We start from the raw sequence: 15,000 nt of genomic DNA, 5'->3' as shown, positions 1-15,000 counted from the left end.
CGCGGACGCGTCCCGCGAGGCCCCTCCTCCTTCCCTGGGCCGTGTCGCCTACACGGCGGCCGGCTGCGGCAGCATCGGCCCGGCGGGCTGGCGCGGCAGCATGAAGTGGATCGCCACCACCGCCAGGACGTAGGCGCTGGCACCGACGAAGAAGATCAGCGTGTAGTTGTTGCCGGTGGCATCGAGCAGGTGGCCTATCACCACCGCCGAGAAGCCGCTGAAGATCGAGCTGATGCCGCCGCCCAGGCCGACCGCGCCGGCCACCGCCCCCTTCGGCATGGTGTCCGAGACCAGCGTGAACAGGTTCGCCGAGAAGCCCTGGTGCGCCGCCATGGCGAGGCCGATCAGCGGCACCGCCAACCACAGGTCGCTCACCATCGGCGCCAGGAAGACGGGAACGGTGCAGGCGGCGCAGCACAGCAGCGCCAGCTTGCGCGCATGGAACACGTCCATGCCGGCGCGCATGAAGCGCCCGGAAAGCCAGCCGCCGCCGACCGAGCCGATATCGGTCATCAGGTAGATCACCACCAGCGGCATGCCGAGCGCCATCAGGTTGACGTGGAATTTCGAGAACAGGAAGCTCGGCACCCAGTTGTTGTAGAACCACCAGACCGGGTTGGTCAGCACGCCGCCGACGATGTAGACCCAGGTGCCGGAATAGCGCAGCAGCCGGCTCCACGGCACGTGCTGCACCGTCGGCACCGGATCGCTCTGGATGTAGGCCAGCTCGCTCCGGGAGACCTTCGGATGCTCCTCGGGCGCGCGGTACAGGACGAGCCACGCCACCACCCACAGCAGCCCGACGATGCCGGTGACGTAGAAGGCCATCTGCCAGCCGAAATGCACCGTGACGAAGGCGGCGATCAGCGGCGCGAGCAGGCCGCCGATGTTGCTGCCCGAGTTGAACACGCCCGTCGCCAGGGCGCGGTCGCGCCTCGGGAACCAGGTCGCCACGGACTTGATGCAGGTCGGGAAGTTGCCGCCCTCGCCGAGCCCGAGCAGCACGCGCGCCAGCATGAACCCGCCCACCGAGGTGACGAAGCCGTGCGCGGTCGAGGCCGCCGACCAGATGATCGCGGCGATGGCGAGGCCGTAGCGTATCCCGACGCGGTCGGTGAAGGCGCCCATGCTGGCGTAGCCCGCCGCGTAGGCCATGCTGAAGGCGAAGACGATGTTGCCGTATTCGCTCTCGCTGAAGTGCAGTTCGCCCTGGATCGTCGGCTTGAGCACGCCGAGAAGGTTGCGGTCCATGTAGTTGACGGTCGTGATGACGAAGAGCAGGGCGACCACGACCCAGCGGTAATTGCTGGCCGGTTTCGCCGCCATGCCCGGCACCGTGCTTGCCGACATCGCTCCCTCCCCGCGCGCCGGTCCCTGTCTCGGGTGCGCCGGTCCGTTACCGGCACTTGTCCTGGCGACCCTGCTATCTGCCATTGCAGATGGCGGGGTTGCAACCGACACCAACCCGTCTCAACAAAACTTAACGTGGCGCACGCAATCCGCGCCCGGGCCGCATCCGTGGTGTCGGGCGATGGCGACCGTGCCGCCGGCAACGGCGCCGTCCGGCCGGCGCCGTTGCCGGCAAGACCGCCCCGTCACCCCATGCGCGGCGGTGCCGCGCACGGGCCTGGGTTCCGACGAAGGCGGGCTACCGCCCCCTCTCCTTCCGCCACTCGGCGAAGACGGCGAGGTTGCTCTCGTCGGTGGGCGGGTAGAGGCCGAGGATGGACTGGCCGCCGCGCACCTTCTCGGTGACGAAGTCCTCGTAGGCGGTCATCTCGACGGCCTCGGCCGCGATCTCGTCGGCCAGGTGCGCGGGAATGACGATCACCCCGTCCGCGTCGCCCACGATCACGTCGCCCGGGAACACCGGCGCGTCGCCGCAGCCGATCGGGCCGTTGATCTCGATCGCCTCGTGCAGCGTCAGGTTGGTGGGCGCCGAGGGGCGGGAGTGGAAGGCCGGCATGGCGAGGCCGGCGATCTCGGCGGAATCGCGGAAGCCGCCATCGGTCACCACGCCGGCGACGCCGCGCTGCATCAGCCGCGTCACCAGGATGCCGCCCGCGGAGGCGGCGCGCGCATCCTTGCGGCTGTCGATCACGAACACCGCGCCGGGCGGGCACTCCTCCACCGCCTTGCGCTGCGGGTGGGCACGGTCGCGGAAGGCGGTGAGCGGGTTGCGGTCCTCGCGCGCGGGCATGTAGCGCAGCGTGAACGCCTCGCCCACCATGCTCTCCTTCGGCGCGCTCAGCGGCCGCACGTCCTGGATCATCTGGTTGCGCAGGCCGCGCTTGAAGAGCGCGGTGGCGAGCGTCGCGGTGCTGACGCCCTTCAGCTTGTCGCGGGTTTCCGGGCTCAGGGCCATGGGTCGGGTCTCCTCCTGGTGGGCGGGCGGGGCTCGGTCAGTAGATCACCGGCTCGGGCACGGGGGCGCCGAACTCGGTGCGCAGGAAGTCGAAGTCGCAGCCCTCGTCCGCCTGCTGGATGTGCTTCGTGAACATGAAGCCGTAGCCGCGCTCGAAGCGGGCCGGCGGCGGCGCCCAGGCGGCGCGCCGCCGCTCCAGCTCCTCGTCGGAGACCTCCATGTCGATCGTGCGCGCCTCGACGTCGATCGAGACGATGTCGCCGGTCCTGAGCAGTGCCAGCGGCCCGCCGATGTAGCTCTCGGGCGCGACGTGCAGCACGCAGGCGCCGTAGCTCGTGCCGCTCATGCGCGCATCCGAGAGGCGCAGCATGTCGCGCAGCCCCATCTTCAGCAGCTTCTTGGGCATCGGCAGCATGCCCCATTCCGGCATGCCCGGCCCGCCCTGCGGCCCGGCGTTGCGCAGCACCAGCACGCTGTCCGGCGTGAAGGGGTAGCTCTCGTCGTCCACCGCCTTCTTCATCGAGGGGTAGTCGTCGAACACCACCGCCGGACCGGAATGCTTGAGGAATTTCTGGTCCATCGCCGCGGGCTTGATGACGCAGCCGGAGGGCGCGAGGTTGCCCTTCAGCACGGCGAGCGAGCCCTGCCCGTAGATCGGGTTCGAGAGCGGGCGGATCACGTCGTCGTTGTAGACCTTCGCCCCCTCGATGTTCTCGCCCACCGTGCGGCCGGAGACGGTGAGGCAGTCGAGGTGCAGGTGCTCGCGGATGTTGTTCATCAGTCCGCGGATGCCGCCGGCGTAGAAGAAGTCCTCCATCAGGTACTGGTTGCCCGAGGGGCGCACGTTGCCGATCACCGGCACGCGGCGGGAATAGCGCTCGAAGTCGTCGAGGCCGATATCCTGCCCGGCGCGGCGCGCCATCGCGATCAGGTGGATGATCGCGTTGGTCGAGCAGCCCATCGCCATGGCGACGGCGATCGCGTTCTCGTACGCCTTGCGCGACTGGATCTTCTGCGGCGTGAGGTCCTCCCACACCATCTCGACGATCCGCCGCCCGCTCTCGGAGGCCAGCCGGATATGCCCCGCATCCGCCGCCAGCACCGAGGAGCCGCCCGGCAGCACCATGCCGCACGCCTCGGCGATCGCGGTCATGGTGGAGGCGGTGCCCATGGTCATGCAGGTGCCGTAGGAGCGCGCGATGCCGCCCTCGACGCCGAGCCAGTCCTGGTCCGTGATCTTGCCCGCGCGCAGCTCGTCCCAGTACTTCCAGCTATCCGAGCCCGAGCCCAGCGTCTTGCCCTGCCAGTTGCCGCGCAGCATCGGCCCCGCCGGCAGGTAGATCGCCGGGATGTTCATCGAGGTCGCGCCCAGCAGCAGCCCCGGCGTCGACTTGTCGCAGCCGCCCATCAGCACCGCGCCGTCGACGGGATGCGAGCGCAGCAGCTCCTCCGTCTCCATCGCCAGCATGTTGCGGTACATCATCGTGGTCGGCTTGACGAAGCTCTCGGAGACCGAGATCGCCGGCAGCTCCACCGGGAAGCCGCCCGCCATCAGGATGCCGCGCTTGACGTCCTCGACCCGCGTCTTGAAGTGCGCGTGGCAGGGCTGGAGATCGGACCAGGTGTTGACGATCGCGATCACCGGCCTGCCTGTCCACTCCTCCGGGCTGTAGCCCATCTGCATCGCGCGGCTGCGGTGGCCGAAGGAGCGCAGATCCGCCGGGCCGAACCAGCGGCGCGACCGCAGCTCCTCCGCCGAGCGGCGCTTCGGCTGCGCCGAATGCTCCCCGGGGTCGGCTTCCAGCGCGGTGGGCGGCAGGTCGGGGGTTTCGGGCATCGGCGCATCTCCTGGGCGGCCGGCGGGGTTTGCCGGCGTTTGGGTGTCATCGCTCCGGCGACACCTGAGCCGGCAGCAAACTAATATATGAGATTTCGACAGGCAAGGCTGTTATGCTGCCGGCCATGGACAGCATCGCCTCAACCCGGCCCGCCGAGGCGCTCGCCAGCTTCGACCGTGGCCCCTCGGCCACGGAATTCGCCTATCGCAGCCTGCGGGCGGCCATCCTCTCGCTCTCCCTGCCGCCGCGCACGGTGATCTCGCGCGGCACGCTGGCGGCCGAGCTCGGCGTGAGCCAGACGCCGGTACGCGAGGCGCTGATCCGCCTGCAGGAGGAGACCCTGATCGAGGTGGTGCCGCACTCCGCGACGCGCGTCGCCCGCATCGACCTCGACAATGCGCGGCAGGCGCACTTCCTGCGCCTCTCGGTGGAACTGGAGGCGGTGCGGGTGGTGGCCGCGCGGCAGGACGACACGGCAGCCGCGCTGGAGGACGAGATCGGGCGGCAACGGGCGCTGCTGGCGCAGGGCGACGCGGCCGGCTTCGCGGCGGCGGATACCGCCTTCCACGGCCTGCTCTACAATGCCGGCGGCGTGGCGGGGCTGTGGGAGCTGATCCGCAGCCGCAGCGGCCATCTCGACCGGCTGCGGCGCCTGCACCTGCCCTCCCCCGGCAAGGGCGAGATGATCCTGCGGGAGCACGGCGCGATCGCCGCCGCGATCCGGCAGCACGCACCGGAGGCGGCGGCGCAGGCGCTGCGGCGCCACCTCTCCCATACCTTCGGCGAGCTCGACTCGGTCCGCGCGGTGCACCCGGACTACTTCTGACGCCGCCCCGCGTCGTTGCCGACCTGCCTCGGTGAACCGGCTACAGCGAACCGCAGTCCGGTTGGGACAGCGTTCCGCTCCCTCCCATTGTTTTCCGAGCGGATTCACGCCCCCGGGCGCCGCCGCCCGCCGGCGATCCGCTCCATCCCGGAATCAGGGGGGGTCTCGAAGGGGGCTTCGCCCCTTCGCGGGGTCCGGGGCAGAGCCCCGGGCGGGTCAGCGGACGCCGCCGCGGGCATCGGGCCGGCCGGCCGCCGCGGCGCGAATCAGGCGGCGAAGACCTGCGCCGACACCACCTGCACGCCACAGGCCGCGCCGCGTTGCGGCGCCGGCCAGTCCGACGCCGCCACCGCCTCCAGCTCCGCCGGGCCGACCGCGACCACCACGCGCAGCCCGCGCGCATCCGGCCGCACCGTGACCACGCGCCCGTTGCTGCCCGCCGGCGAGGCCAGCACCTCGACGGGGCGGGCGAAGGCGAGACCGGGCCCGTCCGGCACGCCCGGCGCCGGCAACGGCGAGAGCCCCGGCAGCGCGAAGCGCGCCATGCCGCCGGCCACGGCGCATTCCAGCCGGTTCGCATCCCCGAGGAAGCCGGCCACGAAGGGATCGGCCGGCCGTGCCAGCACCGCGGCGGGCGTGTCGAACTGCGCCACGCGCCCGTCGCGCATCACCGCGATCCGGTCGGCCATCTCCATCGCCTCGTCCTGGTCGTGGGTGACGAAGAGCGAGGTGATGCCGAGCTGGTCGTGCAGCGCGCGCAGCCAGCGGCGCAGCCCCTTGCGCACCTGCGCGTCCAGCGCGCCGAAGGGCTCGTCGAGCAGCAGCAGCGGCGGCTCGATCGCCAGCGCGCGGGCCAGCGCCACGCGCTGCTGCTGCCCGCCCGAGATCTGGCCCGGATAGCGCCGCTCCAGCTCCGGGATCTGCACCAGCGCCAGCAGCCGGCGCACCCGCTCGCGGATCGCGGCCTGGCTGGGGCGGCGGGCACGCGGCAGCATGCGCAGGCCGAAGGCCACGTTGTCGAACACGTTCATGTGGCGGAACAGCGCGTAGTGCTGGAACACGAAGCCGACGCCGCGCTGGCGCGCCGGCACCGAGGCGACGTCGCGCCCGCCGATCCGCACCACCCCCGAATCGGGGAAGTCGAGTCCGGCCAGGATGCGCAGCAGCGTCGTCTTGCCCGAGCCCGAGGGGCCGAGCAGCGCCACGAACTCGCCGGGCGCCACCGCGAGGTCCACCGCGCACAGCGCCGCCGCCGCGCCGAACTGCCGGGTGAGGCCCGACACCTCGACGGCGACGCCGCGCCGCGGCGCGCCGGATTCCGGCTGCTGCGTGAAACCGAGCGCAGGGCCGGGCACGTGGTCCCCCATCCCAGTGTCCCTCACGGCGTCTCCACACCCTGCCGACGGCCCGTCAGCCATTCCAGCGCCCCCTTGGCGAGCAGCGTCACCAGGGCCAGCAGCGCCAGCAGCGCCGCCACGGCGAAGGCACCGACGAACTGGTACTCGTTGTACAGGATCTCGACATGCAGCGGCATCGTGTTGGTCTCGCCACGGATATGGCCGGACACCACGGCCACCGCGCCGAACTCCCCCATCGCCCGCGCATTGCACAGCAGCACGCCGGCGAGCAAGGCCCACTTGATGTTGGGCAGGGTGACATGGCGGAAGGTCTGCAGGCCGGAGGCGCCGAGGGTCGCCGCCGCCTCCTCCTCGGCGCGCCCCTGCTCCTGCATCAGCGGCAGCAGGGTGCGGGCGACGAAGGGGAAGGTGACGAACAGCGTCGCCAGCACGAGTCCCGGCAGGGCGAAGACGATCCGCACGTCGCGCGCCTCCAGCCACGGCCCGAACCAGCCCTGGCTGCCGAACAGCAGCACCCAGACCAGGCCCGAGATCACCGGCGAGACGGAGAAGGGCAGCTCGATCAGCGTCACCAGGACGCGCCTGCCGGGAAAGTCGAACTTGCTGATCGCCCAGGCCGCGGCGATGCCGCCCAGCGTGTTCACCGGCACGGCGATGGCGGCCACCAGCAGCGTCAGGCGCACCGCCGCGAGCGCGTCCGGCTCGACGATCGCCGCCAGCGCGGGGGCGAGGCCGCGGCGCAGCGCCTCGGTGAAGACGGCCAGCAGCGGCAGCAGCAGCAGCAGCGCGAGCGACAGCACCGCGGCGCCGATCACGAATCGGCGCACCCAGGGCGCCTCGGCGACCGCCGGACGGATGGCGACGCTCACGCCGTCCTCGGACGCAGCCGGCGGCCGAACAGGTTGAGCAGCAGCAGCAGCAGGAAGGAGCAGGCGAGCATGGTCAGCCCGATCGCGGCGGCGCCGGCGTAGTCGTACTGCTCCAGCCGGGTGACGATGACCAGCGGCGCGATCTCGCTCACCATCGGCGTGTTGCCGGCGATGAAGATCACCGAGCCGTACTCGCCCACGGCGCGCGCGAAGGCGAGCGAGAAGCCGGTCAGCAGCGCCGGCGCCACGGCCGGCAGCACGACGTGGCGCAGCGTCTGCAGGCGCGTCGCGCCGAGCGTCGCCGCCGCCTCCTCGGCCTCGCCGGGCAGGTCGAGCAGCACCGGCTCCAGCGTGCGCACCACGAAGGGCAGGCCGACGAAGATCAGCGCCATCACCACCCCCGCGCGCGAATACGCCACCTGCACCCCGATCGCCGAAAGCGGCGCGCCGAGCCAGCCGTTCGGCGCGTAGAGCGCCACCAGCGCCAGCCCCGCGACCGCGGTGGGCAGGGCGAAGGGCAGGTCCACCATCGCGTCCAGCAGCCGCCGCCCGGGAAAGCGGTAGCGCACCAGCGCCCAGGCTACCAGCAGCCCGAGCGGCAGGTCGATCAGCGCGGCCAGGATCGCGGCGCCGAAGGAGAGCCGGAGCGCCGCCAGGGCGCGCGGCTCCGTCACCACGCGCCAGACGCCGTCGAGGCCGATCTCCCAGGGCCGCAGCAGCAGCCCGGTCAGCGGCAGCAGCACCAGCAGGGAGAGCCAGAGCAGCGTCAGCCCCAGGGTCGGCCGCAGCCCCGGCAGGGCCGAGCGCGGCCAGGCGCGGCGCCGCCCTGCCGGGACGGCGGCCGGCGACAGGCCGGCGATTCCGGCGGTGCTCATCTGGGCCGGTACAGGCGGTCGAAGGAGCCGCCATCGCCGAAATGGGTGCGCTGCGCCGTGGCCCAGCCGCCGAAGGCCTCGTCGATGGTGACGAGGCGCAGCTCTGGGAACAGCGCCCGGTTGGCGGCGACGAGGTCGGCCTCGCGCGGGCGGTAGAAGCGCTTCGCCGCGATCTCCTGCACCGGGCGGGTGAAGAGGAAGCGCAGGAAGGCCTCGGCCGGGGCGCGGCTGCCCTTGCGGTCCACGTTGCGGTCCACCACCGCCACCGGCGGCTCGGCCAGGATCGAGAGCGAGGGATGCACGATGTCGAACCTGTCCTCGCCGAACTCGGCGCGGGCGAGGTGCGCCTCGTTCTCCCAGGCCAGCAGCACGTCGCCCTGGCCGCGCTGCACGAAGCTCGTGGTCGAGCCGCGCGCGCCGGTGTCGAGCACGGGGACGTGGCGGAACAGCTCGGTGATGAAGCGCTCGGCCGCGGCGTCGGAGCCGCCCGGCTGCTCGCGCGCCCAGGCCCAGGCGGCGAGGTAGTTCCAGCGCGCCCCGCCCGAGGTCTTGGGGTTGGGCGTGACCACCGCCACCCCGTCCTTCACCAGGTCGCCCCAGTCGCGGATGCCTTTCGGGTTGCCCTTGCGCACCAGGAACACGATGGTCGAGGTGTAGGGCGTGCTGTTGTGCGGCAGGCGCTGCTGCCAGTCCTTCGCGATCAGCCCGCGCTCGGCGATGGCGTCGATGTCGTAGGCGAGCGCCAGCGTCACCACGTCGGCCGGCAGCCCGTCGATCACCGCCCGCGCCTGCGCGCCGGAGCCGCCGTGCGAGCTGTTCACCCGCACCGCGGGCGGCCCCTGCCACTGCGCGGCGAAGGCGGCCGAGACGTCGCGGTACAGTTCGCGCGTCGGGTCGTAGGAGGCGTTGAGCAGGGTGAGCGTGGCGCCCTGCGCGGCGGCGGGACGCGGCTGCGCCAGGGCCACCGGAACGCTGCCCGCGGCGGGCAGGGCGGCGAGCAGGCTGCGTCGGGTCATGCGCATCACAGGCGTCCTCCGTGTCGGATGGTGGGGGAAGGCCGGGCCCGGCCGCAAGGGTACGCAGCCGATGGCGGCGCCGGGCACGCCGTGCCCGGCCGCCCGGATGCGGCGCGGACCGGGCACCGCCCATTATTATCAATTCTTCATCGTGTTTTTCAAATATCAACGAACCAGGATGGTTTGAGGACGCTTTCTCCCAGAATCCTGCCACGCCGCGGTCGCGCCCCGCCACGGAACGGGCCAGCCGCAGGCGGCCCCCCCCCCGGCGCTTTCCCTGGCGCTTTCCCCGGCACTTCCCATCCCGCAGCCACCTCGGGCCATGCAGGGAGCCATGCGGGTTTCGGATGCGGGACGGCGCATCTCGCGATATCGTGTGTCCGCACCGACAGGTGGGAGGCGCGACCGTGTCCCAGGACAGAACTCGGCCCCCACGGGGCGTGGCCGGCTGGCGACCCGTTCTCGTCCAGGATCCGTCCTGGCCGGGCGGCCCGCGGCCACGCGCCGTCGCCCATCTGCCAGGCCGCGCCGTGGCCATGGCCCTTCCCACCCCGCCGCCGCTGCGCGGCAGCCGCGACTGGGCGCTCTGGCTGGCGGTGACGATGCTGTCCTACCCGCTGGTGGTGGCGCTCGGCGCCATCGCCGCGCGCGTGCTGGAGCGGCTGCACCTGGTCAGCCTGAGCGACCCGGCGCTGGACGCGCTGCCCTGGGTGGCGCTGCCCCTCTGGTGCGCCCTCTGCCTGCTGCTGCAGTGGCTGCGCGTCTGGCCCGCCCCGGCGCGCTGGGCACCGCTGGCGCGCGGCGTGCTGGAGCGCGGCGCGGCGGTGCTGCTGACCGGCCTCGCCGCGCTGCTCGGCGGGCTGCTGGCGGTGGGGGCGGTGCTGAGCGTGCTGGGCGGCGGCGCGGGGCTGCTCTGGTACGGGCTGCGGCAGCTCTTCTGAGCGCGGCACGACGGGCGGCAGCGGCCCGGCAGGGGCAGCAGCAGCGGCCAGGGAGCGGCGGCGCCGCTCCGATCACGATCCGGCCGCGGCCTTCCGGCGGCAGGGCGCCGGCGCTTCGGGCCGCCACGCCCGATCCCCGGGCCCGGCGCGGCGCCCAAGGGACTCCGCGCTACTCGTTGCGCAGCAGCGGCGCCGGCCGCGCCCGCAGCGCCAGCGCCGTGCCGACATAGCCGAAGGCCAGCGTCAGCACCGTGCACAGCGCCACCGTGGCCAGCAGCGTGCCGGGCAGGAAGGTCCAGTCCAGCCGCATCACGTGGCGCAGCACGCCCCAGGAGGCCGCCGTGCCCGCCGCCGCCGCCAGCACCCCCGCCGTCACCCCGAGCAGCCCGAACTCCACGAGGTAGGCGGCGCGCAATTGCGCGCGCGTGGCACCCAGCGTCTTGAGCACCACCGCGTCGCGCACCCGCCGCCGCTGCCCCGCCGCCACCGCGCCGGCCAGCACCAGCCCGCCCGCCAGCAGAGTCACCCCGGCCACCGCCGAGAGCGCCGTGCCGACCCGCCCGAGCAGCGCCGCCACCTGCTCGATGGCGTCGCGCACGCGGATCATGGAGATGTTGGGGAAGGCGTCGGTCAGCGCCCGCAGCACGGCGGCGTCCTCGGCGGGCGCGTTGCGCAGGGTCGCGATGTGGGTGTGCGGCGCGCGCTCCAGCAGGCCGGGCGAGGCGACCAGCGCGAAGTTCAGCCCGAGGCCGCGCCAGTTGATCTCGCGCAGGCTGGCGATGCGCAGCTCGATGTCGCGGCCCAGCACGTTCACCGTCACCGTGTCGCCCACGCCCACGCCCCAGCCGCGCGCCAGGTTGGCGTCGAGCGAGACGAGCGGCGGCCCGGCGTAGTCGGCCGGCCACCAGCCCCCGGCGACGAGATGCGTCCCCTCGGGCGGCGTCGCCGCGTAGGTCAGGCCGCGATCGCCGCGCAGCGCCCAGGCGCTGTCCTCGCTGACCCGCACCCGCTCCACCGGCACGCCGCCGATGGCGACGATGCGCGCGCGCAGCGAGGGCACGCGGCGCACCTCGGTCACGCCCGGCAGGCGCGCCGCCAGTGCGTCGAAGGCCGCCGCCTGATCGGATTGCAGGTCGATCGCGTAGAAGCTCGGCGCGTTGCCGGGCAGCTGGCTGCCGAGGTCGCGCTCCAGGTTGCCGCGGATCAGCGCGATGGCGGCCAGCGTGGTCAGCCCGATACCCAGCGAGACCAGCACCAGCGGCGTCGGCGCCCCCGGCCGGTGCAGGTTGGCGAGGCCGAGGCGCAGCGCCGGCCGACGGGGCCGCCAGGGGGAACCGGCGCCGGCGCCGGGCGGCCGTTCCCAGCGCCGCGCCAGCGCCATCAGCGCGGCGGCGCCGAGCCGGAACAGCAGCAGCGTCGCCGCCGAGGCGGCGCAGAACCACAGGGCGAAGCGGCGGTCCTCGGCGGTGGCGACCACCAGCGCGACCAGCAGCAGCGCGACGGCGGCGTTGGCCAGCAGCAGGCCGAGGCGGGGCCAGGGGAAGGCCGCATCGCGCCGCCCGGGTGCCGCCGGCGCCGCGCCGCGCCCGGCCTGCCGCGACACGAGGCGCGACCACCGGCCGCGCCATGCCGCGCCGGCCGGCACCGGACCCACCCGCGCCTGCGGCGCGATGCTCCCCCGGAACAGCGCCGCCCCCGGGATCTCGCGCGCCCGGCCGAGCGGCCAGAGCGCGAAGGTGAGCGCGGTCAGCAGCCCGTACAGCGCCGCCAGCGCCAGCGGCGCCGGGTAGAAGCCCAGGCGCGGCGGCACCGGCAGCGCCCCGGCCAGCAGGTTCGCCGCCGCGAAGCAGGCGCCGACGCCGAGCACGAGGCCGATCGCCGTCCCCGCCACCGCCAGCGCCGCGAGCTGGATCAGGTAGGTCCAGAAGATCGCGGCGGCCGGGGCGCCGAGGCAGCGCAGCGTGGCGATGGTGCGCGCGCGCTGGTCCAGCCAGGCGCGCACCCCGGTCGCGACGCCGATGCCGCCCACCAGCAGCGCGGTCAGCCCGGCCAGGGTCAGGAAGGCGGCGGCGCTGTCGAGGAAGCGGCCGACGCCCGGCGCCGCCTCGCTGGCGCCGCGCAGCCGCCAGCCGCCATCGGGGAAGGCGGCGCGCAGCGCGGCGGCGAAGCGGTCCGGGTCCGTCCCCGGCGGCAGGCGCAGCCGGTAGTGGTACTGGATCAGGCTGCCCGGCTGCACCAGCGCGGTGGCGGGCAGCGTATCGAGCCCGATCAGCACGCGCGGGCCGAAGATGGCGGCGGTCGCCACCCGGTCCGGCTCGTCGGCGATCAGCGCCCGCACCGGCAGCCGCGCCTCGCCGAGCCGGACCGTGTCGCCGGGGCGCAGGCCCAGGCGCTCGGCCAGCAGCGGGTCGAGCGCCGCGCCGCCGGCCAGCGGCACCGCCGGGTCGAGCCGCAGCGTGCCGTAGAGCGGGTAGGCGGCGTCCACCGCCTTCAGCTCCACCAGGGCGCGGTCGGGCCGCGCGGCCGGGGCGCCGTCGGCGGCCGGTTCGCCGCCTGATCCGGCGCCCGATCCACCGCTGGCACCGGCTGTGGCGCCGCCGCCGGGTGCCGGCGCGGCCGGATGCCCCGGCGCCGCGGCATCGCGCGCGCCGCCCGCCACCCCGGCGGCCACAACGCCATCGGCCGCACCCGCCGGCGGCACCACCACCGCCATGGCGCGCATCTGCACCACCTCGGACACCGTGGCGCCGCGCGACGCGATCCAGGCGCGCGCGGCATCCGGGATCGGCCGTTGGCTGACCTGGATCTCCAGGTCGCCGCCCAGCAGCCGCGTGCCGTCGGCGCGCAGCCCCGCCTCGGTGGCGGCGCGCAGCGTGCCGACCGCCGCGATGGCGGCGACGCCGAGGGCGAGGCAGGCCAGCACCAGCCGCAGCCCGCGCGCGCCGCCGCGCAATTCCCGCCGCGCGAAGCGCAGCCCGATGCGCCAGGACGCGGCGCCGACCGGCGGCGCGGCCGGCAGCCGGCTCAGCCCCTCCATGCGCCGCCCCTTCCCCGGCTGCCCTTCCCGGCCCCGGCATCCGGCACGGCGGCTGCCGCCCCCGGCGCCCCCGCCGGGCCGCCATCCCGCGGGGCCCGCCCCGTATCCGCGACGATACGCCCATCCTCGATCCGCACCTGCCGGTCGCAGCGCGCGGCCAGCGCCTCGTCATGGGTGATGAGCAGCAGGGTGGTGCGCCCCCCTTCCCTGGCCTCGCCGCGCAGGCCGAACAGCAGCTCCATCACCTGGGCGCCGGTGGCGCGGTCGAGGTTGCCGGTGGGCTCGTCGGCGAGCAGCAGCGGCGGGCGGGCGACGCAGGCGCGGGCCAGCGCGACGCGCTGCTGCTCGCCGCCCGAGAGCTGCCCGGGATAATGCGCGAGGCGGTGCCCCAGCCCGACCGCCCGCAGCGCCAGCTCCGCCGCCGCGAAGGCGTCCGGCCGGCCCGCGAACTCCAGCGGCACCGCCACGTTCTCCAGCGCCGTCATGGTGGGGACGAGGTGGAAGGCCTGGAACACGATGCCCACCCGGTCCCGCCGGAAACGTGCCAGCGCGTCCTCGTCCATCGCGGCGAGGTCGTGGCCGGCGACCCGCAGCACCCCGCTCGTGGGCCGCTCCAGCCCGGCCAGCAGCATCAGCAGCGAGGTCTTGCCGGAGCCGGAAGGGCCGACGATGCCCACCGCCTCCCCCGCCGCCACGCCCAGGTCGAGGCCCCGGAGAATGTTGACCTCCCCCGCCGCCGCCCCCACCCTCAACGTCAGCCCGCGCACCTGGATGAGCGAATCCGTGGCGCCGGGCACGGGGTCGTCGGGCGGGGTGCGGGGGGTGATGGCATCCATCAGGGCGATCGTCTCCGGGTCTGGACGGGAAGCATCCGGCGAGGACAACGCGGCCGGCCGCGGGACCAGCCGCGACACCAACCGCGACACCAACCATGGGGCGCCGCCGGCCGGGGCCTCGGGATATGGGCGCCGTGCTGCGCTGCGCAAAGCCGGCCTCGCCCTCGTTGCGCTGGCCGCCGCGCCCCGCGCCGGCCAGGCCGCCGACCCGGCGCCCCCGAGCGGCGCGGGAAGCGTCGCGGGCGGCGGCAGCGACTGGGCCCGCTCCCTGCCCGGCCGCTGCGCCTGCGAGGCGCCGACGCCGGCCGCGAACCCCACCCCGGTCGACCCTGCCCCGGCCGGCCGGACGCCACGCCGGCTGCTCATGCTGGGCGACAGCATCACCGCCGCCTACGGCCTGCCGCGCGGCGAGGGCCTGCCCGCCCGGCTGGAGGCGGCGCTGCGGGCCGAGGGAAGGCCGGTCACCGTGCTCGATGCCGGCGTCTCGGGCGACACCACCGCCGGCGGCCGCGCCCGGCTCGACTGGGCGCTGGCCGACCGGCCGGACGCCGCCATCGTGGCGCTCGGCGGCAATGACGGGCTGCGCGGCCTCGACCCGCGCGCCACCCGCGCCAACCTCGCCGCGATCCTGGACGGGCTGGCGGCGCGGCGCATCCCGACGCTGCTCGCCGGCATGCTCGCCCCGCCCAATCTCGGCGCCGACTACGGCCGCGAGTTCGCGGCCACCTTCGCCGACCTCGCGCGCGCGCACCCGCAGGTGGTGTTCTATCCCTTCCTGCTGGACGGCGTGGCCGGCGACGCCGCGCTGAACCAGCCGGACGGCATCCACCCCAACGCACGCGGCGTCGCGGTGATGGTGCAGCGGATGCTGCCCGCCGTGCGCGCGCTGCTGGACCGGCCCGTGGACCGCGCCATGCCCGCCGGGTGAAGCGCCGGGCCGCCGTGCCGGTCCGGGCGCGGCGGCCCACGGTCCCGGGAAGGGCGGCGCCGTCGCGGGCCGCCGCGCGCGGGGGCACGCCCCCGCCCCGGGATTTCCGCG

General features: G+C 74.5%; 11 protein-coding genes and 1 pseudogene. 3 read left to right on the top strand and 9 right to left on the bottom strand.

The window, feature by feature from the left end:
* Positions 1 to 48: 48 nt before the first annotated feature.
* From M0638_RS06175 to araD, 3 genes are all read right to left on the bottom strand, one after another.
* The gene (locus tag M0638_RS06175; protein ID WP_248666084.1) at positions 49 to 1,350 is read right to left on the bottom strand and encodes an MFS transporter; all 1,302 of its coding nucleotides are present in this window, start codon (positions 1,348 to 1,350) and stop codon (positions 49 to 51) included.
* 298 nt (positions 1,351 to 1,648) lie between these two features.
* Positions 1,649 to 2,365 carry a ribonuclease activity regulator RraA gene (locus M0638_RS06170; RefSeq protein WP_248666083.1) on the bottom strand — a complete coding sequence of 239 codons (717 nt, stop codon included), beginning with the start codon at positions 2,363 to 2,365 and terminating at the stop codon, positions 1,649 to 1,651.
* Positions 2,366 to 2,402: 37 nt separating this feature from the next.
* On the bottom strand, positions 2,403 to 4,202 hold the full coding sequence (gene araD / locus M0638_RS06165; protein WP_248666082.1) for an L-arabinonate dehydratase: 1,800 nt from the start codon (positions 4,200 to 4,202) through the stop codon (positions 2,403 to 2,405).
* A 125-nt stretch (positions 4,203 to 4,327) separates the two neighbouring features.
* On the opposite strand from araD, the gene M0638_RS06160 reads away from it, so the two are divergent.
* Positions 4,328 to 5,029 (top strand): GntR family transcriptional regulator, encoded by a 702-nt coding sequence (locus tag M0638_RS06160; RefSeq protein WP_248666081.1) that lies wholly within the window; start codon positions 4,328 to 4,330, stop codon positions 5,027 to 5,029.
* Between the two features lie 815 nt (positions 5,030 to 5,844).
* Here the strand turns inward: M0638_RS06160 and M0638_RS29225 are convergent.
* The 4 genes and pseudogenes from M0638_RS29225 to M0638_RS06140 all read right to left on the bottom strand — a co-directional run.
* Positions 5,845 to 6,396 (bottom strand): annotated as a pseudogene (locus M0638_RS29225) (sulfate/molybdate ABC transporter ATP-binding protein); the annotation flags it as partial.
* Positions 6,397 to 6,407: 11 nt separating this feature from the next.
* Positions 6,408 to 7,244, bottom strand: a complete 837-nt coding sequence (gene cysW, locus M0638_RS06150) for a sulfate ABC transporter permease subunit CysW (protein WP_456316026.1) — start codon at positions 7,242 to 7,244, stop codon at positions 6,408 to 6,410.
* Positions 7,245 to 7,252: 8 nt separating this feature from the next.
* Positions 7,253 to 8,131: a sulfate ABC transporter permease subunit CysT gene (gene cysT, locus M0638_RS06145; RefSeq protein ID WP_248666078.1), complete on the bottom strand. Its 879-nt coding sequence runs from the start codon at positions 8,129 to 8,131 to the stop codon at positions 7,253 to 7,255.
* The gene (locus M0638_RS06140; protein ID WP_456316024.1) at positions 8,128 to 9,147 is read right to left on the bottom strand and encodes a sulfate ABC transporter substrate-binding protein; all 1,020 of its coding nucleotides are present in this window, start codon (positions 9,145 to 9,147) and stop codon (positions 8,128 to 8,130) included. The genes cysT and M0638_RS06140 overlap by 4 nt, the downstream gene beginning before the upstream one ends.
* Before the next feature lie 536 nt (positions 9,148 to 9,683).
* On the opposite strand from M0638_RS06140, the gene M0638_RS06135 reads away from it, so the two are divergent.
* Positions 9,684 to 10,088 (top strand): hypothetical protein, encoded by a 405-nt coding sequence (locus M0638_RS06135; RefSeq protein WP_248666076.1) that lies wholly within the window; start codon positions 9,684 to 9,686, stop codon positions 10,086 to 10,088.
* 169 nt (positions 10,089 to 10,257) lie between these two features.
* Here M0638_RS06135 and M0638_RS06130 read toward each other — a convergent pair whose 3' ends face one another.
* Entirely contained in the window at positions 10,258 to 13,125 is a 2,868-nt protein-coding gene (locus M0638_RS06130; protein WP_248666075.1) for an ABC transporter permease, read from the bottom strand.
* On the bottom strand, positions 13,113 to 13,961 hold the full coding sequence (locus tag M0638_RS06125) for an ABC transporter ATP-binding protein (RefSeq protein WP_248666074.1): 849 nt from the start codon (positions 13,959 to 13,961) through the stop codon (positions 13,113 to 13,115). The genes M0638_RS06130 and M0638_RS06125 overlap by 13 nt, the downstream gene beginning before the upstream one ends.
* On the opposite strand from M0638_RS06125, the gene M0638_RS29220 reads away from it, so the two are divergent.
* Positions 13,951 to 14,889, top strand: coding sequence for an arylesterase (locus M0638_RS29220; RefSeq protein WP_408903039.1), 939 nt, complete (start codon positions 13,951 to 13,953; stop codon positions 14,887 to 14,889). The genes M0638_RS06125 and M0638_RS29220 overlap by 11 nt on opposite strands.
* Positions 14,890 to 15,000: the final 111 nt, after the last annotated feature.

It is taken from the genome of Roseomonas acroporae, from assembly GCF_023223525.1.
GTDB lineage: Bacteria > Pseudomonadota > Alphaproteobacteria > Acetobacterales > Acetobacteraceae > Roseomonas_E > Roseomonas_E acroporae.
The sequence above is the reverse complement of the archived record's forward strand: the minus strand, read 5'-3'. Positions and strand labels throughout refer to the sequence as shown.

Excerpts from the sequence above, each read along its gene's own strand:
- M0638_RS06160 (WP_248666081.1), top strand. The coding sequence starts at position 4,328 with ATGGACAGCATCGCCTCAACCCGGCCCGCCGAGGCGCTCGCCAGCTTC.
- araD (WP_248666082.1), bottom strand. The coding sequence starts at position 4,202 with ATGCCCGAAACCCCCGACCTGCCGCCCACCGCGCTGGAAGCCGACCCC.
- M0638_RS06175 (WP_248666084.1), bottom strand. The coding sequence starts at position 1,350 with ATGTCGGCAAGCACGGTGCCGGGCATGGCGGCGAAACCGGCCAGCAAT.
- cysT (WP_248666078.1), bottom strand. The coding sequence starts at position 8,131 with ATGAGCACCGCCGGAATCGCCGGCCTGTCGCCGGCCGCCGTCCCGGCA.
- M0638_RS29220 (WP_408903039.1), top strand. The coding sequence starts at position 13,951 with ATGGCATCCATCAGGGCGATCGTCTCCGGGTCTGGACGGGAAGCATCC.
- M0638_RS06140 (WP_456316024.1), bottom strand. The coding sequence starts at position 9,147 with ATGACCCGACGCAGCCTGCTCGCCGCCCTGCCCGCCGCGGGCAGCGTT.
- M0638_RS06170 (WP_248666083.1), bottom strand. The coding sequence starts at position 2,365 with ATGGCCCTGAGCCCGGAAACCCGCGACAAGCTGAAGGGCGTCAGCACC.
- M0638_RS06135 (WP_248666076.1), top strand. The coding sequence starts at position 9,684 with ATGGCCCTTCCCACCCCGCCGCCGCTGCGCGGCAGCCGCGACTGGGCG.
- M0638_RS06130 (WP_248666075.1), bottom strand. The coding sequence starts at position 13,125 with ATGGAGGGGCTGAGCCGGCTGCCGGCCGCGCCGCCGGTCGGCGCCGCG.
- M0638_RS06125 (WP_248666074.1), bottom strand. The coding sequence starts at position 13,961 with ATGGATGCCATCACCCCCCGCACCCCGCCCGACGACCCCGTGCCCGGC.